The following is a 24,452-nucleotide window of genomic DNA, read 5'->3' as shown; positions in this document are numbered from 1 at the left end:
CTATGACCGGAAAAGCCGTAGTATTATCCGGATAGACTAGGAAAGTGTTACCTATGTTCCCGGTCTGAAGTGTTACCTATGTATCCGGTCGTACAGCAGCGACGCCGGGGTTTATACGGGAGCAGATGAAGTGCCTGATAGCGATGGGGGGGCGCTTCAGGTTTGTGCCATAAGCGGACATTGAAACTAATATTCGGTAACAAGTATCGCCGGGCGTTAGTTTTTTATTGAGCTGCTTTGTAACGTGCCTCCAGCTTATCCATGAATCCAAACAAGACCTGATTCATTTCACTGTAATCATGAGCACGAAGTTCAGCAGGGGTGTTAACGAAGCGATATTCTGCGGCGAGGCTCAGGTCTTTTTCTGAATGAGCGATCAGCTGTTCAACAACTTCCAGGGTTAGCTCCATATGACACTGGAAACCAAAGATGCGGTCTGAATAAGAAACGATCTGGCGCGGACAGCCTTCGCTAAAAGCGATAATTTTTGCTTCCGGGGTCAGACCTGGCATGTCGTTATGCCAGTGACCAACTTCAAGCGTTTTAGCAAAGTGAGAGAACATTTCATCCTTGCAGCCGTCTTCAGTTAAAGTGATCGGGAATTTACCAATCTCTTTTTCAGGGCTGTGAGCAAACGGTGCGCCCAGCGCTTCACCGATTAGCTGTGAGCCGAGGCAGATACCAATCACGGCTTTACCCGAGAGAACCGCAGAAGCAATCAATGCCTGTTCACCTTTGGAATCAAAGTGCGGGCATTCTTCCAGAGTAATGGTTGGGTCTTGCGGACCGCCCATAACGATCAGAAAATCGATGCCTTCGGCGTTTGCTGGTAACACTTCACCAGCGTACACACGTGAGTACGTCACATCATGACCCTGATTTCTTGCCCATGTTTCATAAGCCCCTGGGGCTTCGAAACTTTCATGTACGATAAAGTGGACTCGCATTAGGATATGCTCCTGTAATATCGATGATAATTTGAATAATAAATCACTCACCCATTACGGCTGTACAGCGGGTGGTTCCAACTTTGATATCATAATTGCAGGAGCTAAATCTGAAATGCCAGGTAGTATAGATAAGGCGCCAAGACATGATGAAGCAACTGGCTGGTCAGGCACAGCGATAAGCTATCAACGTGGAGAGGAAGATCCTCCACATCATCATGTTGAGGGACAGCTACTGTTTGCCTCCAGGGGGGTGATGCTGGTTGAAACAGAGAGTAACCGCTGGGTAATACCTCCCCAGCGTGCATTATGGTTACCGCCTCTTCAGATCCATAGTTACAACCTGCTTTCACAAACAGACCTACGGGCTATCTATTTCAGCAGCAGCCTCATAGCAGAATGCACGAACTTTACGAAGAGTAGCCAGGTGCATGTGATTACTGCTACGGCACTTGTGAAAGAGTTGATAGCTGGGCTATTCAGTGAGGACTACAACGAACCGAGCCAACGGAAAATGGCTCTGTTGCTTCTGGAAATTCTCAGCGAGGCTCCCCCATTAGCTGCGGAGCTTCCAATGCCACATGACGAGCGATTATTCAATGCAGTCAGAGAGTTGCTGATTAATCAGCGCTGGGATATATCGCTGAGTGAGCTTGCTTTTATTGCAGCCGTGTCTGAACGTACATTTTCGAGATTGTTTGTTAAGGATACTGGATTTAGTTACAGAACCTGGAGGCAGAGAGCCAGAATTTGTGCGTCGTTAGATCTTCTCGCGAATGGCATCCCAATCAAACAGGTTGCTTTTCAGCTAGGTTTCTCATGTCCAGCCGCATTTACTGCTGCTTTTCGCTCCATTTTGGATTCAACGCCACGCGATTTTACTAACCCGTTATCGTAAAGAGGAAACAATGAATACCAATCAAGATATCTGCATTGCCTCAGCCATCATTACTGACGAATCCGGGCGCTGTCTGCTGGTCAGAAAACGTGGCACGACTCACTTTATTCAGCCAGGCGGTAAAATGGAACCAGATGAATCCCCTGTCGCGGCCCTATCGCGAGAACTGCAAGAGGAGCTGAATCTTAACCTGACAGGCCAGGACTTTAGCTACGTTGGGCGATTCACTGATAAAGCGATAAACGAGCCAGGCCGCGTCGTTATTGCTGATATTTATCACTGTGTCCTTACTGCAAGCGATATTCAGCCAGCAGCGGAGATCGAAGAAGTTATCTGGTATTCCACTGACGGTTCGAAATCTCTACTATTGGCCCCACTTACAGAAAATCAACTAATGCCCTTAGTGGAAACGCTGCACCAAAGTTTTTCAGAATCTCTTCTGGAGCGTGGCAGAGGCAACTAATCAACAACGAATGTTAATTCAAACTGAATTTTAATGTCCGCTTTTCGCTCACAGCGGACCTTCAACTCATCCGTATCCCCATCTTCACGCCAGAAGCAGATGTTTCCTCCGGTTTAAAGTCAGTAATTCAAAGGGTAGAACCGCCTAACGTGGCGGAACACCCTACCATAAATATTTTCTTAAGGATTTCTTAACCTTATCGCCACCCGTGGTTGCGATTCAGGATTTTTATTGCAGCATTCTTATCATTCTCCCTATTTCATACCGTTATGTGATAAATGAAATCATTATCATTACCATTTTCATATTGATGTGCTTTAATCCACTCGCTATGCATTCAGGTGTTATCTACTCATTTCTATAAAGGATTAACGTATGAAGTTTGGTTTCTCATCCCTCTGCTCCATTGCGGTGCTGACCTCATCTGTATTGTTAACACCGTTCGCCAGCGCGGCGGACAACAGCGACGGTCTTGTGGTTTATAACGCCCAGCATGAAAACCTGGTGAAATCCTGGGTTGACGGTTTCACCAAAGAGACCGGCATCAAGGTGACGCTGCGTAACGGCGGCGACAGCGAACTGGGCAACGCGCTGGTGCAGGAGGGCACTTCATCTCCTGCTGACGTTTTCCTGACTGAAAACTCCCCGGCGATGGTGCTGGTTGATAACGCGAAGCTGTTTGCGCCGCTGGATAAAGCCACCCTGGACCAGGTTGCTCCGGCTTACCGTCCAGAACACGGGCGCTGGATTGGTATCGCGGCGCGTAGCACCGTGTTCGTCTACAACCCGGCTAAGCTGAATGAATCCCAGCTGCCAAAATCGTTAATGGATCTGGCGAAACCTGAGTGGAAAGGGCGCTGGGCCGCATCTCCATCCGGTGCTGATTTCCAGGCTATCGTCAGCGCAGTGCTGGCGCTGAAAGGTGAGAAAGCGACGCTGGAATGGCTGAAAGGGATGAAAACTAATTTCGTGGCCTACAAAGGTAACAGCACGGTGCTGAAAGCCGTCAACGCTGGCCAAATTGATGGCGGGGTGATTTATCACTACTACCGTTTTGTTGATCAGGCGAAAACCGGTGAAAACAGTAAAAATACCCAGCTGCACTACTTCAAACACCTGGATCCAGGCGCGTTTGTCAGCATTTCCGGTGGCGGCGTACTGGCTTCCAGCAAACATCAGCAGCAGGCACAGGCCTTCGTGAAATACATCACCGGCAAAGCGGGTCAGGACAGCCTGCGCACCAACGACGCGTTTGAATACGCAGTGGGCGTGAATGCCGCCTCCAACCCGAAACTGGTTCCGCTGAAGGATCTGGATGCACCAAAAGTTGAAGCCTCCACGCTCAACAACAAAAAAGTCATTGATTTGATGACGCAAGCTGGCCTTCTTTAATTGATGTAGTGGTGAGTGCCTGATGTCAGTGGTTAATATTACCCACGCGCCGGATCTCCGGCGCAGTGGGGTGCGACGCCGTCCGGCGTTGACAATGATTTTGCTCGCGATACTGTTCGCGCTGTTATCGATGATCCCACCGGTTTTTGTGGTGGTGATTGGTTTTGACACCGGATGGGACACGGTCAAGGCACTCATTTTCCGCCCGCGTGTTGCTGAACTGCTCAGCAACACGCTGCTGTTGGTGATCATTTCCGTTCCGCTCTGTGTGCTGGTAGGGGTGATGCTTGCCTGGCTCACGGAACGAACCACCCTGGCCGGGCGCCGTATCTGGTCAGTTCTGGCCGTCGCGCCGCTGGCGATCCCGGCCTTTGTGCAGAGCTACGCCTGGGTCAGTGCGGTGCCGTCCATTCATGGCCTGGGTGCCGGGGTCTTTCTCTCGGTGCTGGCTTACTACCCCTTCATTTATCTTCCGGTCTCTGCGGTAATGCGCCGCCTCGATCCGACACTAGAAGATGTCGCCGCGTCATTAGGCACGCCGCCCTTGGCCGCTTTTTTCCGTATTGTTCTGCCGCAGCTAAAACTGGCTATCTGGGGCGGCGCGTTGCTGGTCACCCTGCATCTACTGGCGGAATATGGCCTGTACGCGATGATCCGTTTTGATACCTTTACCACCGCCATTTACGATCAGTTCCAGTCGACGTTTAGCGGCCCGGCGGCCAATATGCTGGCGGGCGTGCTGGCACTTTGCTGCCTGGTGTTCCTGACGCTTGAAGGGACGACGCGTGGTAAAGCGCGCTATGCTCGCGTGGGTTCAGGTGCGCCGCGCGAACAGCATCGTCTACAGCTGAATTTACCGCTAAGCGTGATAGGGCAGTTTTTCTCGCTGGCGGTGTTGATGCTGGCACTGGTGGTGCCACTGGCGGTGCTCTGTCGCTGGCTGTGGCTGGGTGGCATCGAAAACTGGGCTCAGGCCGACCTCTGGCTGTCGCTGCGCCAGACCATCGTGCAGGCCTCCGGCGGTGCGTTGCTCATTATGCTGGCGGGGATCCCGGTGACCTGGCTGACGGTGCGTCACCCGCGTCCGCTGTTCCGCGCGCTGGAGGCGTGCAACTACTTCACCAGCTCGCTGCCGGGGATTGTGGTTGCGTTGTCGTTGGTCACCGTGACCATCCATTATCTGCGTCCGCTTTATCAAACCGAGTTCACACTGTTTCTGGCCTATCTGCTGATGTTTATGCCGCGTGGGTTGGTGAATCTGCGCGCCGGTATTGCGCAGGCACCGCTGGAGCTGGAAAACGTTGCCCGTAGTTTAGGGAAAACCCAGGCCCGCGCCATCTGGGGGATCACCATGCGTCTGGCCGCACCGGGAGCTGCGGCCGGCGGCGCGCTGGTGTTCCTCGGCATTACCAACGAACTCACGGCGACGCTGCTGCTTTCACCGTTGGGTACCAAAACGCTCTCCACCGGATTCTGGGCGCTAACCAGTGAAATTGATTATGTTGCCGCAGCGCCTTACGCACTGTTGATGGTGCTGATCTCGCTGCCGCTGACCGGACTCCTTTACGTGCAGTCGCAAAAATTAGCGGGCCTGTAAGATGATTGAATTAACGAATATCTCCAAAAAATTTGGCCAGATGCCGGTGCTTGAGGATCTGAGCTTGACGGTGATGCCGTCCTCCCGCACGGTGATTGTCGGCCCGTCCGGTTCAGGCAAAACGACCTTGCTGCGTATTCTGGCCGGTTTTGAATCGCCGGACAGCGGGCAGATTGTCCTGAATGGCAAAACGTTGTTTGATGCCAACACCTTTGTGCCTGCGCACCAGCGCGGCATCGGCTTTGTGCCGCAGGAAGGTGGCTTATTCCCGCATATGAAAGTGGCCGATAATATTGCCTACGGCCTGAAGGGGTCAAAAAAGGACAATCAGCGTCGGGTAGCAGAGTTGATGGATCTGGTCTCCCTCAGCCATGAACTGGCCAATCACTGGCCGCATGAGATCTCCGGCGGGCAGCAGCAGCGTGTTGCGCTCGCGCGCGCCCTGGCGCAGGAGCCGGTATTGATGCTGCTGGATGAGCCGTTCTCTGCGCTGGATACCGGGCTGCGTGCGGCAACGCGCAAAGCCACAGCGGATCTGCTGGATGAGGCCGGGGTGGCGTCGATTCTGGTCACCCACGACCAGCAGGAGGCGCTCTCGTTTGCCAGCCAGATTGCGGTGATTCGCAAGGGACGCTTCGCCCAGGTTGGGACGCCGATGGCGGTCTATTCGCAACCGGTGGATGAAGCTACGGCGCTGTTTCTCGGCGATGCGCTGATTTTCCCGGCGCAGGTGAGCGGCGGGGTGGCAAACTGCGCGCTGGGCGCGATCCCGGTGGATAACCCACTCACGCGCGGTGAAAAACGCATCATGCTGCGTCCTGAACAGGTCGTTATCGCGCCTTATCTATCCGACAGCAATTTGGCTCAGGCCGTGACCATCGTCGATGTGGATTTCACCGGCCATTTTTCAACGCTAACGCTCACCTCTCCGGCATGGCCTGATGTGCTGCAAGTGAAAACGGTCAGTCTGCAAAAATGGCAGGTGAATATGGCCGTAGTGCTGAAGATAGAGGGAAATGCCTGCGTGTTAGGCGATTATTGACGAGTTCTATCCGTGCGTTCGCGTGCCGGGGAATCATTGTTGTTCTGTATAACATCCTCCCGGCACCACCGCAGTGCACCCGCCCCACAAACCCTCCCCAAAATAGTGAATCGGCACTGCTGGAAATCGCTAATAACCTGAAAAACAAGATAATTAAAACCTGGCATACCCCTTGCTTAGATAAATATGAAAGGGCAGCACACACAATTTGACCAATAGCTGGCTAGGGTTCCGGTTCACTTCGGTGAATGACTGGTCCGAGAGCGGGCGACCTCTGAGAGGTTACACGGCGGGACAAAAGCCCGGGAGACAGCAGCACCAGTTGGTGTCGCGCTGCCCCCTAATTTTGTGCCACTCAGAGGTCAAGCATGAAAAAAACGCCATTACTCCGCTCTCTTGTACTGTCGCTGGCAATGCTGGTCAGTCTCCCCACCTTTGCTGCAGTGAAAAAAGAGTTCAACGTCTGCTGGACCATTTACGCCGGGTGGATGCCGTGGGGCACCATCAGCAGTAGCAAAATCATCGATAAATGGGCCAACAAGTACGGCATCAAAATCAACGTTGTCCAGCTTAACGACTACATCGAATCCATCAACCAGTACACCGCAGGTCAGTTCGACGGCTGCACCATGACCAATATGGATGCGCTCACCATTCCCGCTGCGGGTGGGGTGGATTCCACCGCGTTGATCCTCGGTAGCTACTCGGAAGGCAATGACGGCGTAGTGATGAAAGGCGAGGGCAAAACCCTCAAAGACCTGAAAGGGATGAAGGTCTACCTGCCAGAACTCTCCGTTTCTCACTATTTGCTGGTCCGTGGCCTGGAAAAAGCCGGGCTGGCGGAGAAAGACGTCACCGTGGTGAACACGTCGGATGCTGATATTGTCTCGGCGTTCGGCACCTCTAGCGTACAGGCCGCAGTGGCCTGGAACCCGCAGCTTTCCGTCATCAAAGGCACCCCAAAAACCACCGAAGTGTTCAGCTCTTCGCAGGTGCCGGGCGAGCTTATCGACATGATGGTGGTGAACAGCGAAACCCTGAAGGACAACCCGGCGCTCGGCAAAGCGTTGACCGGCGCATGGTACGAGATGATGGGGCTGATGAAAGCCCAGGATGCTAACGCGCTAAATGCGATGGCCGCCGCCTCCGGTACCGATTTGGCTGGGTATCAGGCACAGCTCAAAACCACCCATCTGTTCTATACGCCGCAGGACAATATTGCCTTTATCAGCTCTCCTGAACTGGCGAAAACCATGCAGCGCGTGGCCGCGTTCTCCTTCGATAAAGGTCTACTGGGTGATGGTGCGCAGAGCGCTGATTTTATCGGCATGAGCTTCCCGGGCAACGTAACCCAAGGCGATGCCCGTAACGTCAAACTGCGCTTTGACGACAGCTTCGTGAAAATGGCCGCTGCCGGCACGCTGTGATAACGGACGGAATTTCCATGCGACAAATTAATCGTCATCCCACTTCTGGTCTGCGGCTGATGCTGGTCATGCTGCCTTTCTTCCTGCTGCTTGCGGCCTACTTTTTTGGCTCTGCAGTACGGCTGGAAGCGAACCCGCAGGACAAGCTACTGCCGGGTCTACAGCAGATGCTGGACGCGCTATCGCGGATGGCGTTTACCCCGGATAAACGCAGCGGAGAGTATCTGTTTTGGGTCGATACCCTGGTCAGCCTGGCGCGTCTGCTGGTTGGGCTGGCGATTGCCTCACTGCTGGGCCTGTGTATTGGCGTGACCTCCGGCGTGTTCCCGCTGTGGCGCGCGTCGCTGTCACCGCTGATGACGGTGCTGTCGATGATCCCGCCGCTGGCGATATTACCGGTGCTGTTTATCGTTTTCGGGCTGGATGAACTGTCGAAAGTGATGCTGATTGTTATTGGCATCACCCCGATGCTGGCACGCGATCTGGAGCATCGCGCCTGCGAAATCCCGCCGGAGATCCTGATTAAAGCTCAAACGCTGGGCGCCAACAGCTGGACGCTGGTCCTGCGCGTGGTGTTGCCCCAACTGTTATCCCGTCTGCTGACCTCGCTGCGTCTGCTGTTGGGATCGGCATGGTTATTCCTGATTTCGGCCGAGGCGATTTCGTCCACTGCCGGGCTGGGCTACCGCATTTTCCTCGTGCGCCGCTATATGGCCATGGACGTGATTATCCCTTACGTCCTGTGGATCACGCTGCTGGCATGGCTGATGGATCTGGGGCTACGTCAGTTACATAAAACCTGTTTTCCCTGGGCGGAAGGAGGGAAGGCATGAGCTTTATCACTATCAACAATATCTGGCAGGAGTATGGCGATCACGTCGTGCTGGAGCGTCTGAACCTGCAGGTCAAAGCGGGCGAGTTCTGCTCGATGGTTGGGGCATCCGGCTGTGGAAAATCGACTTTTCTACGCCTGCTGCTCGGTCAGGAAGCGCCAAGCCGTGGAACAATTACCCTGGATGGTAAGCCGCTAAGCGCCGAGCCGGATAGCAGTCGCGGCGTAGTGTTTCAGCGCTATTCCGTTTTCCCACACCTCAGCGTGCTGGATAACGTCACCATTGGGCTCGAGCTGCCGCAATCGCCGCTGTTCGGGCGACTGTTCGGTGCCAAAAAACGCGCGGCGCGCGAACGGGCAGCGGAGATGCTGGAAAAAGTGGGCCTCAGCCATGCGCTGGATAAGTACCCGGCACAGCTTTCCGGCGGCATGCAGCAGCGTTTAGCCATCGCCCAGGCGTTCATTATGCAGCCCCGCGTGCTGCTGCTTGACGAACCCTTTGGCGCACTCGACCCCGGCATCCGCAAAGACATGCATGCGCTGCTGCTGCAACTGTGGAGTGAAACCCGGATGACCGTATTTATGGTCACGCACGATCTTTCCGAAGGCTTCAACCTCGGCACCCGTTTACTGGTGTTCGACAAAGTGCGCATAGACCCGCAGGCACCGAATGCCTTTGGCGCGCGCATTACTTATGACATTCCGCTTAACGAGACGCGGCTCTCCGCGCTGAGCGGTACGGCTCCCGACAACGTTTATGCATTAAAAGGGTAACCCTATGAAAACGAACACACCATTGCGCGAAGAGGTTCTGCCAGGCGGTGGACACCTGTCATTCGTGCTCAAACGCGGACAGATCCTACGCATGACGGATATAGACGGCGGGGCAAACGTCAGCCTGCTGATGCTTAACCCGCACCACAAAAGCGAGCGTCTGAACCTGCCCGATACGCTGAAAGGTCAGCACACAGCGCGCCTCACCGCCGGGCACTGTTTTTACTCCGACATGGGCCGCGTGCTGGCCGGGATCACTGCCGATACTAGCGGCTGGCACGACCCGTTTGGCGGCGTACTGAACGCACAGGAAGTGGCGGAAAAATACGGGCAGGGGCGCTACCAGGATTTGCGAAACGGTTTCTACCGTAACGGCACCGACAACCTGCTGGTCGAGATGGGTAAGTGGGATCTCAACCTTGAGGATCTGCTGATGGTGATCAACGTCTTCAGCAAGGTCACGGTAGATGACCACGGGCAGTTCAGCTTCCACAGCGGCCATTCGCAGCCGGGTAGCTATGTCGAGCTGTTTGCGCCGATGGACACGCTGATAGTGATGACCGCGCTTCAACATCCCATGGATCCGTCCCGCGAATATGCGCCGCGCCCGGTGCAGTTGAGCTGGAGACAGGCTGAAGATGAAGACGCTGCTATTAACGCGTTGCTGACGCGACCGGAAAACGAACGCGCCCTTACCAACACCCAACTTTTTGCCCTCTAAGGAGCCACAAGATGACCATAGCCAGCGAGAAACAAGCCCAACACGCCAGCTTCCGCCATGTGATCCCGGCGGGTGAACCTTACCTGTTTGAAGTGAAGAAAGGGCAAACGCTGCGTCTGCTCGATCTGGAAGGCAATCAGGCAGTAGACACGCTGTTCTATAACGCGGATAAACCCCGTGAACGCTACGATGCCCAGCGTACGCTGCGTCGCCAGAATAATGCCTATCTCACCAGCGGCAGCGTGCTCTACTCAAACCTCGGCAACCCGCTGCTGACCATCGTCGCCGACACCTGCGGCCGTCACGATACGCTCGGCGGTGCCTGCGCTCAGGAGAGCAATACCGTACGTTATGCTCTCGACAAACGGCACATGCATAGCTGCCGGGATAACTTCCTCTGCGCCTGCCTGCACGACGGCCGCCTGCAAAAGCGCGATATTGGCGCGAATATCAACTTCTTTATGAACGTACCGGTGACGCCCCAGGGCGGGCTGACCTTTGAGGATGGGATCTCCGCGCCGGGTAAATACGTGGAGTTGCGCGCCGAGTGCAACGTCATTGTGCTCATCTCCAACTGCCCACAGTTGAACAACCCCTGCAACGGTTGGAACCCAACGCCTGCCGAGGTGCTGATATGGAACTAACGCCAACTCGCTGGCAACGCCTGCGTCAGGTGATTTATCGCCTGTTTGAAGTCCGTGCCGGACGCCTCCTGCCGTAAACGCCTTTGCCCCCGTGGACGACCATGGGTGAGCCAAATTCCGGCGGGACGACCCGCCACGATTGAGTCTGACCTATGTTGACGACACTCCTGATTGCGAACCGCGGGGCGATTGCCTGCCGCATCCTGCGTACCCTGCGCGCCATGCATCTGCGCGGCGTGGCGGTCTATTCTGAGGCTGATATCAGCAGCCTGCATCTCCGTGAAGCGGATGAAGCCTTGAGCCTGGGCGAGGGCCCGGCGGCCAATACTTACCTGGTGATAGACAAACTGATTGCTGCGGCGCAGGCCAGTGGCGCCCAGGCTATTCACCCAGGTTATGGGTTTTTGTCGGAAAATGCGGCGTTTGCGGAAGCCTGTGAAGAAGCAGGGATCGCCTTTGTTGGCCCCACACCGGAACAGCTGCGTCTGTTCGGGCTGAAACATACCGCGCGTGCGCTGGCGAAATTGCACGGTGTACCGATGCTGGAAGGCACGGAACTGCTGGCGGATGTGAACGAAGCGCTGAACGCTGCTGAGCAGGTCGGCTATCCGGTGATGCTGAAGAGCACGGCGGGCGGCGGTGGTATCGGCATGCGCGTGTGCTATAGCGCTGAAGAGCTGAACGATGCGTTCGACGCCGTGGTGCGACTGGGGAAAAACAACTTTAGCGACGCGGGCGTGTTTATCGAGAAATACATCGAACGGGCGCGACATCTTGAAGTACAACTGTTTGGCGATGGCAGAGGAGACGTCATTGCTCTCGGTGTGCGCGACTGCTCGGTACAGCGCCGCAACCAGAAAGTGCTGGAAGAGACTCCCGCGCCAAACCTGCCTGCCGGTATGGAAGATGCACTGTGTGAAGCGGCGATTAAGCTGGGTAAAGCGGTCAACTACCGCAGCGCGGGCACCGTCGAATTTGTCTACGACAGCCACGCCGAGCGGTTTTATTTCCTGGAAGTCAACACCCGCCTGCAGGTTGAACACGGCGTAACCGAACAGGTATGGGGCGTCGATCTCGTACGCTGGATGATTGAACTGGCGGCGGGGACGTTGCCCCCGCTGGCGGCATTGCGTGAAACCCTCAAGCCGAATGGTCATGCTATTCAGGCCCGCGTTTATGCTGAAGATCCCGGCCGCCAGTTCCAGCCGTCTCCGGGGCTGCTTACCGAAGTGGTGTTTCCGGCAAACGATCGCCGTGCGCTGCGTATCGACAGCTGGGTGGAGTCCGGCTGCGATATCCCGCCGTTTTTTGACCCGATGCTGGCGAAAATCATCGCCTGGCAACCGACGCGCGAAGCCGCCGTTCAGGCGTTACATACCGCGTTGGGAGAGACACGTCTTTACGGTGTGGAAACCAACCGCAGCTACCTGCAGCAGATTTTAACCTTCACACCGTTTGTTCGCGGTGAACCCTGGACCCGATGCCTGGAAGGGCTCAACTATCAGGCCTCCACGCTGGAGGTGCTTAACGCGGGTACGCAGACCACGGTGCAGGATTATCCCGGGCGTACAGGATATTGGGCGGTAGGCGTTCCGCCCTCTGGCCCGATGGACAGCCGAGCGCTGCGGCTAGGTAACCGTCTGTTGGGCAATGATGAAAGTGCCGCCGCGCTGGAAATCACCCTCAGCGGCCCGACGCTCAAATTTAACTGCGATGCACAACTGGTGGTCACTGGCGCAGAGATTGCGCTGACGTTGGACAACGAACCGCTGGTGAATAATCGTGTTTTCACCGTGCGAGCGGGCATGACCTTACGTATGGGCGAAATCAGCCATCAGGGTGTACGCAGCTACCTCTGTCTGCGCGGCGGGTTCAATGTGCCGGACTATCTGGGCAGCAAAAGTACCTTCACCCTGGGGCAGTTCGGCGGCCACGCCGGACGGGCGCTGCGCACCGGTGACGTGCTGCATATTGCGCCGTTAACCGAACCCGTTCAGGAGAACGAACTGCCAAATGCACTGCGCACCACACTGGGTACCGTGCGTGAACTACGGGTGATCTACGGCCCACACGGTGCGCCGGAGTACTTCACGCCGGGCTATATGGCGACCTTTTTCGCCACCGAATGGGAAGTCCATTTTAACTCCAGCCGGACCGGCGTGCGCCTGATCGGGCCGAAGCCGGAGTGGGTTCGTGAGAGCGGCGGCGAGGCGGGTCTGCATCCGTCAAACATTCACGACAACCCATATGCCATTGGCGCGGTCGATTTTACCGGGGATATGCCGGTGATCCTGGGGCCTGATGGCCCAAGTCTGGGCGGATTCGTCTGCCCGGTGACCATTATTGAGGCTGATTTACCGGCGGTCGGGCAGGTGAAAGCCGGTGATAAAATCCGTTTTGTGCCGGTTGATATCGCCACTGCGCGCCGTCTGGCGCAGGCTCAGAAAGCTGAGATCGCCACCCTCGAACCACAAGAGGTTGCCTGGGAACCTGTCGCCCTTGAGTCGCCGGTGGTGCTGGAACAAGGGCGTGCAGACCAGCGCCTGGTGGCGCGACTCTCCGGTGATACTCACCTGTTGCTGGAGATTGGCGAGCCGGAGCTGGATCTGGTGCTGCGTTTTCGCGGGCATGCGTTGATGCAGGCGCTGGAAGAGAAATCACTGTGCGGGATCGTCGATCTCACGCCGGGGATTCGCTCACTGCAAATTCACTATCAGCCGGAAACGCTGAGTCTGGCAACCCTTCTGGAGATAGTTTCCGGGGTATGGCAGGGCGTTTGCGAGCAGGCATCACTGGCGGTGCCATCGCGTATCGTCTGGCTGCCGCTCTCATGGGACGATCCGGCGTGTCAGAAAGCCATCGATAAATACATGACCACCGTGCGCCGCGATGCGCCATGGTGTCCGAGCAACCTGGAGTTTATTCGTCGTATCAACGATCTGGCAAATATCGATGAAGTCTATAAGACGGTGTTCGACGCCAGCTATCTGGTGATGGGATTAGGGGATGTCTATCTTGGGGCGCCGGTCGCGACGCCGCTCGACCCGCGTCATCGTTTGGTCACCACCAAGTACAACCCGGCCCGAACCTGGACTGCGGAAAACTCGGTGGGAATTGGCGGGGCGTATCTCTGCGTTTATGGCATGGAAGGGCCGGGCGGCTATCAGTTCGTCGGCCGTACGTTGCAGATGTGGAATCGCTATCACGCGGTTGATGATTTTGATGGTAAGCCGTGGCTGCTGCGCTTTTTTGACCAGATTCGTTTCTACCCGGTCTCTGCCGACGAACTGCTGACCATTCGCCGTGACTTTCCGCTGGGCCGTTATCCGCTGCGTATTGAACATACCACGCTGAATCTGGCGGACTACCAGCGGTTCCTCGCGGATGAAGCCCCTGGCATTGACGCATTCCGCGCCCATCAGCAGGGGGCATTTGACGCAGAGCGCGAGCGTTGGATTGCCAACGGTCAGGCACATTTTGACAGCAGCGACGTGGTGGTGGATGAGGGCGATGATGCGCCGTTGCGGCCAGGACAGGCGGGTATCGACAGCCCGATATCGGGCAATCTGTGGCAGGTCAACGTTGAGGTGGGCAAAACCGTGCGCGAAGGGGACGTGCTGGTGATCCTGGAGTCGATGAAAATGGAGATCCCGTTGGTAGCCTCGCAGGACGGCGTGGTCAGCCAGGTGCGCGTTCAGCCGGGTTCTTCGGTGCGAGCGGGCCAGTGTGTGGTAGTGCTGGAAAAAACGGTCTGATGTCATTCATGCTCTGGCGGCTGGTGAGGCCGCCAGGGCTTCGTGATGAATGACATTGGCGTTCTATCTGAGAAAGGCGTTAGGCAATAGGCCATTTCCACTCTGGTTCTAAATGCGGGCAATGCCCAAACTTTCCCGTGAATAGAGTCCAGGCGTCGTCACCAGTCGATTAATTAAATCGGCAATACTTAATCGGGAAACGTTGCTACCAGAGAAATTCTCCCCTTTATGCGTTAATGCATATTCCACTTCACTTCCGTTTGTAAACCAGGCGGGACGGATCAGCGTATAGTCCAGATCGGATGCTTCAATCACAGCGGCGGATTCCCGGTACGGCGTTAATACGCTACCGTGGTTTTCACCTGGAACTTCATCGTAAATACCCATTGAAGTAATAAAAATCAGCCTGGTAATACCGGTTGATGTCATCGCTTTAACAATGCAGTGCGCCTGTTGTTTCATATTTCCTGATAAATTGGCATAGACCACATCCTGGCCATGCATGGCGCCGGTCAGTTGTTCCGCGTTGAGCACATCGCCGTCCACAATCGTCACTCGAGATGGGTCGGGATTGTTTAATCGTTTGGGGTTGCGTAAGTACAGGGTGAGATGAACATCGCTATTATCCAGCAGATAGCGTGTCGCCACCCGCGCCAGGGAACCCGCAGCACCCAAAATCAATACCTTAGTCATTTTGATATCTCTTTCGTCATCAGAATGAGGCAAGTATAAAGAGCGTATTTATCATTGTATGTGGATTAGTTTTGCTTTCAGAATTCAAAAAAACGGAATAATAATTTTCAGGTTAATCTTGGCGAGGAACTCATTACTACAGCTAAAGAATATACCCAGGTGAATCATTGCAGAAGTGAACGACTGGTCTATGCTCAAACATTAAAGAGATATAGTCCGCGGGCTATTTGAAAATAATAATAATTTTCGTGAGATGAGGATGGAAATGAAACGAATTCTGTTCGCTTTTCTGACATGTCTTTTCACGATAACCACATATGTCGCGTCAGCGGCTGAACCCCGACAGGAACCCACGCAACAAGAGCGTGCGCGTACGGTCTATATTTTTCACCAACCTATTGTCATGCTGCAGGCCAAATTTGGTCTCACCACTCCGGAAGAGCGGGTTTTACGCATCAGGAATACGCTGCGGAATTTCACTGAAGATGACGTCCGGGAACCGCTTAAGCTTCTATCAGTTACCCGCTATAACCAACCCGGCAAACTCATTGTTATGAACGGCAAACCGGTGATGTTACTGACGGAAGGCGATCTTGACGAGGGGGACGATCTCACGCTCGATCAGGCTGCGCAGCGCGTATTGGTGCGTATGGAAGCGCAAAGAACGGCGCTACGGGATCAGTATAATAGTCGCTGGCTTGTGCTCTCAACGGTAAAGGCCGCGGCAGGCCTGCTGGGGCTAGTGCTGTTCTGGTATGGTTCTTATCGGTCATGGCGCTGGGTGAAGCGTCTGTATCGGCGACGTATCATTGAAAATCGCAGCTGGATCCCACAAAGTTGGCGACGTTTTATTGGCGCAATCGAAACGCGTCTTTATGCACTGCTGGTTATCCTGCTCGGAATTATGGCTCTCTATCTCTGGCTAAGTTGGGCATTCAGCCTGTTCCCCTGGACCCGTATCTGGGGTGCTTCTTTGGGCGACTGGTCTGTAAAAGTCATTCAGGACATCGCACTTTCTGTCGTTTCTGCTTTGCCAGGTCTACTGATAGTACTGGTTATTTTCTTGCTCACCGCCTTTATTTTAAAACTGCTTAAAGTGGTGCTTGATCAGGTTGCGGCCGGGCGTCTACAGCTTCCGGGTATCCATCCGGAAACGGTAGGCGCCACGCGTAAACTCATCTCAGTCATGGTGTGGCTTTTTGCACTTTCAGCAGCCTATCCTTTTCTGCCTGGAGCCAATTCATTAGCGTTTAAAGGCATTAGCGTCTTCTTTGGTTTGATGCTGACGTTGGGTTCGGCGGGAATAATGAACCACGCGATGAGTGGACTGGTGCTTATTTATTCCCGTGCGCTACGTAAAGGCGACGTGATCCGCGTGGCTGATAACGAAGGGCTGGTGAGTGAAATTGGCATGCTGGCCACCAAGATTATTACTCGCGAAAATTATGTTGTTACGGTGCCCAATGCGGTGGTGGTAAGCGGCAAAATTACCAACCTGAGCGCACAGACAAATGGCGGCGGGATCAATCTGACTGTCGGTGTAACCATCGGCTATGACACGCCCTGGCGACAGGTTCATGCCATGCTTGAACTCGCCGCCAAGCGGGCGAGGGGAGTCGACCAGAATCATCCGCCGTTGGTACGTCAGCTCAGCCTGATGGACTGGTATATTGCCTATGAATTACAGGTGTGTCTGTTAGACGGCCAATCTTTAGCCGAAGCGCGCAATGAACTCTATAGCCATATTCAGGATGTGTTTAACGAGTTTAACGTGCAGATCATGTCGCCGAATTTTGTCATGCAGCCTGAAGGTTCCGTGATGGTTGCAAAAGAAAACTGGTACCCAGCCCCGGCGGTTCCTCCTGAAGGAGAAGGGCGTCTATAGGGCGCAGGATACACCGGATCATTTCTCTTGCCTGTAACCGGAGAGGCGGCGCTCAAGGTTGCTCTGAACCTGCGGCCATTCGTCATCAATTATGCTGTAGCGGATGGAAGTACGTTTTCGACCATCGGGCATAATTCGTTCATTTCTGATAATGCTTTCCTGGATCGCGCCAATGCGGAGAATGGCGGCCTGAGAACGCTCATTCAATACATCAGTCGTAAACTGAACGCGAACGCACATCAGTTGCTCAAAGGCGTATCGCAGCAGCAGCAGTTTACTCTCGGTATTTGCGGCTGTTTTTTGCCAGCTTTGTGAATACCAGGTATGCCCAATTTCGAGCTTTCGGTTTTCACGATCAATCTTCCATAAACGCGTTGACCCAATGACACGTTGGTCGGATGAGAGCGTTACAGCAAACGGCATGACCGTGCCTTCGGCTTGACCTTTCAGGGCTTTCTGAATGTACGAATCAACGGTGTCAGCAGACGGGACTACCGTAAATGGCAGGGACCAAAGTTCACCATCTTCAGCCGCATCAATCAATAGCGGAGCATCAGTTTTCAGCAGAGGACGAAGCGTTACAAGAGAGCCTTGTAAAGTAGGGGGCATATTGCGGCCTTACGGTTATTTTACGTAGCTGAATCAGGTCTTAACCATCATGTCAGCAAATTTTCTTATCAGCAAGAATGGTCATCGTGTGTTCTTGTTTGTCGCAGTGTACCTGCATCCAGAGAACGGATGCAGGTGAGAATGGCCCAGGAGACAAGAGTATTTGACTCAGACCAGCGAGTTAGCGATACCAGATGCAATTTAACTTATGTTGTGTGAAAATTCAGTTCATAAGCTACAGAGTACATATCTCTATGCTATAAAAGATATTTTTAACAGAAAGTTGAAATCACTTTAAGAACACTTCATGAACTAACAGGAAATGCGCCTTTTATGATTATTTCCTGATAGCTTACTCTGCTTCAGTTCATGGAATTTTTCCCGACGTAACAAAAGGTTGTAAAATGCGTTATAGCGTGACTAGGGGCGTATTGGCATCACCAGGCAAGCCAGGCTACCCTAGAGTCTGTTCACCGAGTTAGAAAGGGTTAAATTCAGTTGGATTACTTAATCTCAACTAAATTTCTTATCAGCAAGAATTGTCATTCCAATCCCAGTCAAAATGATTGCTGTGGAAAGCATTACCTGGAGCGTAAGCGCTTCACCTAAAAAAAGGACACCACCGAGTGTAGCAAGGCAAGGTATACTCAGTTGGAGTGTGCTGGCTGTAGTGGCCTTAAGAATCGGCAATAATGAATACCATAGTAAATATGCGGCCCCGGATGTTATTGCTCCTGCAACAACACCAAGCAAAAACCCATGCAAATCAACGTAGAGATTAGCGTGGAAAAGTAGGGGAGCAATCAAGGCTATTGGGGCGGCCAGTATGAAGTTCCCTGCTGTAGATGCAGCGGCATTCGTAACTTTTTGACCGGTGATACTATATAAGACCCAGGCTAAACCAGATATGACCATCATTGCAGCAGAATGCATTGAAGGTCGCTCTGCGCCAGGAAGCAGCAGTATTGCTATCCCGGTCAAAGCGTCAAGTATGCCCACTATTTTCAACGCGACTATAAAACCCGGGATCTGGCCCGAGCCGATATCTTCGATTACATTGAAGTCTTCTACAACCGGGCCCGGCGTCACAGCCACCTCGGCGGCATCAGTCCGGAGGCCTTCGAACAGGCCTCGTCGTGAGGACAGGAAATGTCTACTGTTGTGGGGTCAGTCCATTGATATGATTTACCTAAGCTGCAAAGCAATGTGAATAGCTCTGAACTTGGGAGAAAAAAGAATCATGTCATAAATGCTTTTGAGTAAAATCAACACGTTTTACCGCTTCTGACATCCAATCGATAAACACTTTGACCTTGTTGGGTAGGTGCGTCTTACTCGGATAAAGGATAGAGACCTGTCTTGGCGCCAATGTCCAGTCCGTCAAAACGGGTACCAGCTCCCCCCTTTTGACGTAGCTATCCGCAGCCAGAAACATTCCTGGACAAATCCCTTTACCTGCTGATGCGATCTTGAGGGCTACATCCTGATCGCTGACAAAGATGTGGAATTTACTCCGTATTTGTTGGGAATCAGTTTGTTTATGTAACAGCCAACGTAGTTCAGTTTCATCATCCGGAAACCAGGAAATAAGTTTTTGATTTTCCAGCTCTGAGAGTTCTCTTTTGTCAGAAAGAAACTGCGCCACCCAAGGAGAAGCGTACAGCTGGAAAGGAACCAAGCACAGAGGACGGACAATGAGGCTGGAGTCCTCCAAAATTCCTCCCCTGATAACCAGATCGACATTTTCTTGCAAAAGGTTAACTAAGCAGTCGCTGCTTTTGAGATTAAGCTGAATATCAGGATATCTCAGCATAAATTCATTGATAAAGGGGGCTATTACCCATCGTAAGAAAGGAGATAACGCATCGATGGTCAGTTTGCCGGATAACGCATTTTTATCTCCTTTCAGGTTACTTTCGACCAGAGAAAGGTGGTTGAGGAGAGTTCGGCATTCTTTAAGATATTCATCGCCGGCTGCAGTTATGCGCACGGCACGAGTGGATCGTTCAAAGAGCCTGACATTCAATTCACCCTCGAGGTCTTTAATGCGTTGAGAAATTCGTGCCTTCGGTAAATTGAGTTTATCCGCTGCACCAGTAAAACTTCCTGTTTCTGCAACCTTTATGAATGCGATTATGGCACTTAGTTTATCCATTGATTACAAATCCTGAACAGTGAGTTTCATTTCTCTGGATTGTACTCATGAAAAATGAACAATAACATACCCTTTTTCATGATGAGGTTCACATATGATCTGCGATAATGAAACCGGACAATGCATTATTACTCCTGCAATGGATGGGTTTAGTCCTGGTCCCGCAAGAATCGAAGATGGATCTATTACCGTGCATTATGTGGGGGATCCCATGTGTTCCTGGTGCTGGGGATTGGCTGAGTCAGTTAAAACGCTTGAAACCTATAGTCTCAAAAATGGCTTCCGGTTTGTGCTCACAAATGGAGGACTACGAGCAGGAGGCGGAGATGAATGGAATGATGATTTTAGGCTCTTTTTGCGTAATGAGTGGCAACATATCAATCAGGTTACAGATCAGCCATTTAGCTATGCTTTACTCGATAAATCTGAATTCAATTATGACACTGAACCTGCCTGTCGTGCAGTTGTCAGTGCGTCTTTAATAAACTCAGCTGTTAAATTAAAGTTTTTTCATGAAACGCAAAGAAAATTTTATACTGAATCAGAGGATCCCACGGCGTTGAGTTTTTACAAAAGTATTTGTGAAAAAAACGACATCGATTTTAAAGTTTTCAGCGAAATTTTTGAGTCCAGATTTTCAGAGCTTGAAACTCACTCTGAATTTAATCATGTAAGACAGTTCGGAGTGAATTCCTTTCCGACAATATTATTAGAGAAAGAAGGCACGATTCGGAAAGTATTATCTGGCTATGCTAATAAAATCGAAATTATAAAAATGGTTGAGGAATCATTGTCTAAAAAATATTAAGGAAGTGAAATGCCAGAGTTACCAGAAGTTGAAACGATTAAAAAAAGCTTAAAGAAAAAACTCCTTGCTCAGAAAGTGAAAAGTACTGAAGTGAGAACCAGTAAGTTGAGATGGTTATTACAAGAAAATTTAGCTTCAAAGATCAATAATCAAATTATCCTTGATGTTATCAGAAAGGGTAAAGTGCTGTGTATTAAATTATCTGATGGTTTTCTCCTTATTCATCTTGGTATGACTGGTAAAGTTTTGATTAAATCTCATAACTATACCCCATTGAAACATGACCATGTTATCTTTAGGTTATATGACATAAGCCTTGTATACAACGACCCAAGACGTTTTGGATATATCGAATGGGCTAAGGATATCGATAAATCGCATCCAAGATTTTATCACAAGGGACCAGATCCGTTCGATGATGAATTTACCCTTCAGTATCTGACCTCGAAACTAAAAAAAAGTAAAGCTGAAGTAAAATTATGCCTGATGAACGATAAAATTTTGACTGGCATTGGTAATATTTATGCCAATGAGCTTTTATTCAGGGCTCGTATGTCTCCGGTTAAACGTAGTCATCCTCTATCGAACGCTGAAATACTTAATATATTTGAAAATACGCGACCACTTCTGGAAGAGGCAATTAGTCTGGGTGGTAGTACACTACGCGATTATGTTGATTCAAATGGTGAGAAAGGAAGTTTTCAGGATTATCACCGAGTCTATAATAGACATGGAAAACCGTGTGTGATATGTGGCACAGAAATTGAAAAGATAGTAATCGCTGGGCGTAGTACATTTTTCTGCCCTGTCTGTCAGGGAGCTGGAGCTGGAGCTGGAGATGGTAATAATTAATATTTACCATATGAATTCATTATATAAAGAGAGTCTATTTGATAGCAGTATAAAAATCATGTTAACTTTCTTTAAAAGAGGAGAGTCGCTTTTGAATATCGTTAATAATGTTGCTGTCTTTTTGTTTTTTACTATATTTTCCATCGGAGTGGTTGTTAACTTAGTTGGACCAAAAGGGATTATTGATTCATATATAAGATGGAGAATGCCCAGTTGGTTCCGGTTTATCACTGCTGCCCTTGAAGCCTTAGCACTCATTCTCATACTCCTGAAATATGAAATGCTTGGGTATGGTTTAGCTCTCGCAGTTATGCTTGCAGCGATTGTAATTCTTTATTTTAACAAAGAGTTAAAACCCCTGATTGCTCCATTACTAACTAGTATGTTGATTCTTTTCCTATTGAAATAAAAAAAACCGCCATCTGGCGGTTTTTTTATTTCAATAAATAGCCAGAACTCGTAGAGGGCTACCTGATCCGTCCTCAATTTTAAGTGGGGCAGCAATGATAAGAATGTCTCTCGCTGGTAATTTTGCAAGATTGTTCAGACATTGAAGCCCAAACCGCCCCGACCCAAGCATCAGGTTATGACAGGGGTACGCAATCGGCCAGTCATACGATAAGCCTGCATCGATATTGATAGTTTCCACACCAAAACCGCGGATATTGCGCTTTTCTATCATCCACTGTACGCAAGCTTGATCTGGCCCTGGAGTATGGGGCTTCCCATTAATCAGATTAGCGAATTTTTCAGGCTCGTTGATCCGTTCAGACCAGCCGCTACGAAACAAGATCCATGAATTATCATTAATTCTCCCGTGATCTTTCTCCCATTTTTGAAGGAATTCTTTAGTCAGGATCCAGTTACTGTTTTGCCGAACTTCTTCTACTGCATCGATAACTACAGCTTCACCAATGAAGTTGCTCACATCGATAGTATCTACTGTATTATTTTCGCGATCGCGACCACTTATCCAGTGTGCCGGGGCATCAAAATGCGTACCGGTATGCTCACCACAGGAAAAGTTGTTCCAGTACCATGCAGGTCCCTTTTCATCGTAGTTTGAAATGTTCTCTTTTTTGAACGCCCAGGTCTGACCAAATTCGGCCGGCAATGTCAGCGTAGGGAAGGACGTATTCAATTGATGAGTTAAATCAACCACGTTGATATCGGTAGATTTAAAATTTTTGATAATGGATTGAATTGCGGAAAGGGACATATTCACACCTTAGATTTCTTGTAGAACGTGTGCTCTGATACAGCGGATATCAAGAGGGAAAACGAAGCTTCCCTCTGATTGTCGGGCAGATTACTTAGCCTGCATATCGTGCAGGGCGCCCCAGGTTTCAACCTCGATCAGAGCCGGTTTACCGGACTGTCGGGCGCTGGCAATGGCGCGCTCCAGCTCTTCAGGTTTACCCGCGGTAAAAGCTTGTAAACCATAACCTTCTGCGATCTTTGTGAAATCAATGGATGGCACGTCAAAGGCCGGAATATCACCAATATCCAGAACAGATGCGAACCAGCGCAGAGCACCGTAGGTCCCATTTTTCATCACAATAAAGATCACCGGAACATTATATTGAGCCGCTGTCCACAGCGCCTGAATGCTGTAGTTAGATGAACCATCCCCAATAACCACGAAGACCTGACGATCCGGTCGGGCCATCTGGATACCCACTCCTGCCGGCATTGCGAAGCCCAGACCGCCGGCTGCGGCATAGTAGTAGCTTCCCTGACTCTCGAAGTTCAGACGTTCCCACATCTCGGCCGTCGTGGAGGTTGACTCGTTTACGAAAATTGCGTTGTCCGGTGCTGCCCAGTTTAATGTGTCGAAGACAGTCTCAGGGCGCATAGGTGACGTCAGGTTTACCTGCACCGGTGATTTTCTATAGTCTGGCATCTCAGTTGTTTTTTCGTCTACAGAATCCAGCAATTGCAGCATGGCCGGTTTGATATCGGCAACCCATGCATCTCCTGCAGGGGCTCGAGCGGCTTCACTGATATCACACGTGATATGGATAAGTTTAGCGTCAGCAGGCAGGTACTCACCGGCTTCATACTGATGATAGCGGAAGACAGGTGCACCGATGACCAGAATGAGATCATGCGCGGATAACTGTTCTGAAATCGAATTGATACCCGATGTAAGCAGACCTTTAAAGCAACGATGCTTGTTCGGGAACGGGCTACGTGGCGTGGACGGCGCTGCCCAAACCGGGCATTTCAGTTTTTCTGCAAGTTGCACTGCAATGTCGTTAGCATCATCTGCATCCACGTCAGATCCAAGGATCATTACCGGATTTTTAGCCATGCGGATATCGTTCGTAATGCTCTGCAGGGATGTTGCATCGAGCGCTCGACGACTGGTGACCTTACGGCTGAGTAGGGAGTTGCTCTGCGCTTCTGCATTCTGTGCCCAGTCATTGTAAGGAACGGACACATATACCGGACCTTTTGCTTCAGACATGGCTGTATGAATGGCACGGCTGATCGAATATGGAACTTCCTGTGCTGTTGACGGTTCGTAGCTCCACTTAACCAATGGGCGTGGTAGCTGCGTGGCATCAATATTGGTCAGGTAAGGCTCAACGGAGACCATGGCCCGATGCTGCTGACCCGCTGTAACGATAAGTGGAGAGTGGGAGTTCCAGGCATTTGCCAGTGCACCCATGGCATTGCCAGTGCCAGCGGCAGAGTGGAGGTTAACCAGAGCGGGTTTGCCGGAGGCCTGAGCATAACCATCAGCGATGCCAAGCACTACGGCTTCCTGTAAACCCAGTACGTAGGTGAAGTCTTCCGGGAAATTTTTCAGAAATGGCAGTTCATTCGAGCCTGGGTTTCCGAAGATGATATTCATATTATTACTACGAAGGATGTCGTAGGTCGCTTGTTGTACAGTTTTCATGTTAACTCCTCTTCTGATGTTGAAGCAGAGTCTAAATCTTGCTAGCCTCA

General features: G+C 51.6%; 22 protein-coding genes, 1 pseudogene and 1 riboswitch. Of the genes and pseudogenes, 16 read left to right on the top strand and 7 right to left on the bottom strand.

Features of this window, described 5'->3' with window-relative positions; all coding sequences use genetic code 11:
- Positions 1 to 224 precede the first annotated feature (224 nt).
- Positions 225 to 947, bottom strand: a complete 723-nt coding sequence (locus HII27_RS02350; protein WP_185666349.1) for a type 1 glutamine amidotransferase — start codon at positions 945 to 947, stop codon at positions 225 to 227.
- A gap of 115 nt (positions 948 to 1,062) precedes the next feature.
- On the opposite strand from HII27_RS02350, the gene HII27_RS02345 reads away from it, so the two are divergent.
- From HII27_RS02345 to uca, 11 genes are all read left to right on the top strand, one after another.
- Entirely contained in the window at positions 1,063 to 1,845 is a 783-nt protein-coding gene (locus HII27_RS02345; protein WP_185666378.1) for an AraC family transcriptional regulator, read from the top strand.
- Between the two features lie 10 nt (positions 1,846 to 1,855).
- A complete protein-coding gene (locus HII27_RS02340) occupies positions 1,856 to 2,308 on the top strand; it encodes an NUDIX hydrolase (protein WP_185666348.1) in 453 nt (150 codons plus the stop codon).
- A 375-nt stretch (positions 2,309 to 2,683) separates the two neighbouring features.
- On the top strand, positions 2,684 to 3,700 hold the full coding sequence (locus tag HII27_RS02335; RefSeq protein ID WP_185666347.1) for an iron ABC transporter substrate-binding protein: 1,017 nt from the start codon (positions 2,684 to 2,686) through the stop codon (positions 3,698 to 3,700).
- Positions 3,701 to 3,722: 22 nt separating this feature from the next.
- The gene (locus tag HII27_RS02330; protein WP_185666346.1) at positions 3,723 to 5,297 is read left to right on the top strand and encodes an ABC transporter permease; all 1,575 of its coding nucleotides are present in this window, start codon (positions 3,723 to 3,725) and stop codon (positions 5,295 to 5,297) included.
- 1 nt (position 5,298) lies between these two features.
- Positions 5,299 to 6,339 carry an ABC transporter ATP-binding protein gene (locus HII27_RS02325; RefSeq protein ID WP_185666345.1) on the top strand — a complete coding sequence of 347 codons (1,041 nt, stop codon included), beginning with the start codon at positions 5,299 to 5,301 and terminating at the stop codon, positions 6,337 to 6,339.
- 212 nt (positions 6,340 to 6,551) lie between these two features.
- Positions 6,552 to 6,650, top strand: a riboswitch (guanidine-I (ykkC/yxkD leader).
- A gap of 57 nt (positions 6,651 to 6,707) precedes the next feature.
- A complete protein-coding gene (locus HII27_RS02320; RefSeq protein WP_185666344.1) occupies positions 6,708 to 7,766 on the top strand; it encodes a putative urea ABC transporter substrate-binding protein in 1,059 nt (352 codons plus the stop codon).
- A 17-nt stretch (positions 7,767 to 7,783) separates the two neighbouring features.
- On the top strand, positions 7,784 to 8,599 hold the full coding sequence (locus HII27_RS02315; RefSeq protein WP_185666343.1) for an ABC transporter permease: 816 nt from the start codon (positions 7,784 to 7,786) through the stop codon (positions 8,597 to 8,599).
- Complete coding sequence (locus tag HII27_RS02310) at positions 8,596 to 9,372, top strand: ABC transporter ATP-binding protein (RefSeq protein ID WP_185666342.1); 777 nt, start codon at positions 8,596 to 8,598, stop codon at positions 9,370 to 9,372. The genes HII27_RS02315 and HII27_RS02310 overlap by 4 nt, the downstream gene beginning before the upstream one ends.
- Before the next feature lie 4 nt (positions 9,373 to 9,376).
- Positions 9,377 to 10,093: an urea amidolyase associated protein UAAP1 gene (locus tag HII27_RS02305; RefSeq protein WP_185666341.1), complete on the top strand. Its 717-nt coding sequence runs from the start codon at positions 9,377 to 9,379 to the stop codon at positions 10,091 to 10,093.
- Between the two features lie 11 nt (positions 10,094 to 10,104).
- On the top strand, positions 10,105 to 10,737 hold the full coding sequence (locus HII27_RS02300; protein ID WP_185666340.1) for an urea amidolyase associated protein UAAP2: 633 nt from the start codon (positions 10,105 to 10,107) through the stop codon (positions 10,735 to 10,737).
- A gap of 152 nt (positions 10,738 to 10,889) precedes the next feature.
- Positions 10,890 to 14,492, top strand: a complete 3,603-nt coding sequence (gene uca / locus HII27_RS02295) for an urea carboxylase (RefSeq protein WP_185666339.1) — start codon at positions 10,890 to 10,892, stop codon at positions 14,490 to 14,492.
- Between the two features lie 108 nt (positions 14,493 to 14,600).
- On the opposite strand, the gene HII27_RS02290 is transcribed toward uca, so the two are convergent.
- Positions 14,601 to 15,185, bottom strand: a complete 585-nt coding sequence (locus HII27_RS02290; protein ID WP_185666338.1) for an NAD(P)H-binding protein — start codon at positions 15,183 to 15,185, stop codon at positions 14,601 to 14,603.
- A 265-nt stretch (positions 15,186 to 15,450) separates the two neighbouring features.
- Between HII27_RS02290 and HII27_RS02285 the strand changes: the two genes are divergently transcribed.
- A complete protein-coding gene (locus HII27_RS02285; RefSeq protein WP_185666337.1) occupies positions 15,451 to 17,070 on the top strand; it encodes a mechanosensitive ion channel family protein in 1,620 nt (539 codons plus the stop codon).
- A gap of 18 nt (positions 17,071 to 17,088) precedes the next feature.
- Here HII27_RS02285 and HII27_RS02280 read toward each other — a convergent pair whose 3' ends face one another.
- Both HII27_RS02280 and HII27_RS02275 read right to left on the bottom strand, forming a co-directional pair.
- Positions 17,089 to 17,679, bottom strand: coding sequence for a GNAT family N-acetyltransferase (locus HII27_RS02280; protein WP_185666336.1), 591 nt, complete (start codon positions 17,677 to 17,679; stop codon positions 17,089 to 17,091).
- Between the two features lie 513 nt (positions 17,680 to 18,192).
- On the bottom strand, positions 18,193 to 18,594 hold the full coding sequence (locus HII27_RS02275; RefSeq protein WP_223883132.1) for a DMT family transporter: 402 nt from the start codon (positions 18,592 to 18,594) through the stop codon (positions 18,193 to 18,195).
- A 93-nt stretch (positions 18,595 to 18,687) separates the two neighbouring features.
- On the opposite strand from HII27_RS02275, the pseudogene HII27_RS02270 reads away from it, so the two are divergent.
- Positions 18,688 to 18,819 (top strand): annotated as a pseudogene (locus HII27_RS02270) (IS3 family transposase); the annotation flags it as partial.
- A gap of 103 nt (positions 18,820 to 18,922) precedes the next feature.
- Here HII27_RS02270 and HII27_RS02265 read toward each other — a convergent pair.
- Positions 18,923 to 19,834 carry a LysR family transcriptional regulator gene (locus HII27_RS02265; protein WP_185666335.1) on the bottom strand — a complete coding sequence of 304 codons (912 nt, stop codon included), beginning with the start codon at positions 19,832 to 19,834 and terminating at the stop codon, positions 18,923 to 18,925.
- Between the two features lie 94 nt (positions 19,835 to 19,928).
- Here HII27_RS02265 and HII27_RS02260 point away from each other — a divergent pair, with 94 nt between their 5' ends.
- The 3 genes from HII27_RS02260 to HII27_RS02250 are packed head-to-tail and all read left to right on the top strand — an operon-like array spanning position 19,929 to position 21,903.
- Positions 19,929 to 20,642: a DsbA family protein gene (locus HII27_RS02260; protein ID WP_185666334.1), complete on the top strand. Its 714-nt coding sequence runs from the start codon at positions 19,929 to 19,931 to the stop codon at positions 20,640 to 20,642.
- Positions 20,643 to 20,651: 9 nt separating this feature from the next.
- Positions 20,652 to 21,494: a bifunctional DNA-formamidopyrimidine glycosylase/DNA-(apurinic or apyrimidinic site) lyase gene (gene mutM, locus HII27_RS02255; RefSeq protein WP_185666333.1), complete on the top strand. Its 843-nt coding sequence runs from the start codon at positions 20,652 to 20,654 to the stop codon at positions 21,492 to 21,494.
- Positions 21,481 to 21,903: a hypothetical protein gene (locus HII27_RS02250; protein ID WP_185666332.1), complete on the top strand. Its 423-nt coding sequence runs from the start codon at positions 21,481 to 21,483 to the stop codon at positions 21,901 to 21,903. The genes mutM and HII27_RS02250 overlap by 14 nt, the downstream gene beginning before the upstream one ends.
- Before the next feature lie 30 nt (positions 21,904 to 21,933).
- Here the strand turns inward: HII27_RS02250 and HII27_RS02245 are convergent, their stop codons facing one another.
- Positions 21,934 to 22,713, bottom strand: a complete 780-nt coding sequence (locus tag HII27_RS02245; RefSeq protein ID WP_185666331.1) for a cyclase family protein — start codon at positions 22,711 to 22,713, stop codon at positions 21,934 to 21,936.
- A 90-nt stretch (positions 22,714 to 22,803) separates the two neighbouring features.
- Positions 22,804 to 24,402, bottom strand: a complete 1,599-nt coding sequence (mdlC, locus tag HII27_RS02240; protein WP_185666330.1) for a benzoylformate decarboxylase — start codon at positions 24,400 to 24,402, stop codon at positions 22,804 to 22,806.
- Between the last annotated feature and the right edge of the window lie 50 nt (positions 24,403 to 24,452).

The organism is Kluyvera sichuanensis (assembly GCF_014218705.1).
Lineage (GTDB): Bacteria > Pseudomonadota > Gammaproteobacteria > Enterobacterales > Enterobacteriaceae > Kluyvera > Kluyvera sichuanensis.
The sequence above is the reverse complement of the archived record's forward strand: the minus strand, read 5'-3'. Positions and strand labels throughout refer to the sequence as shown.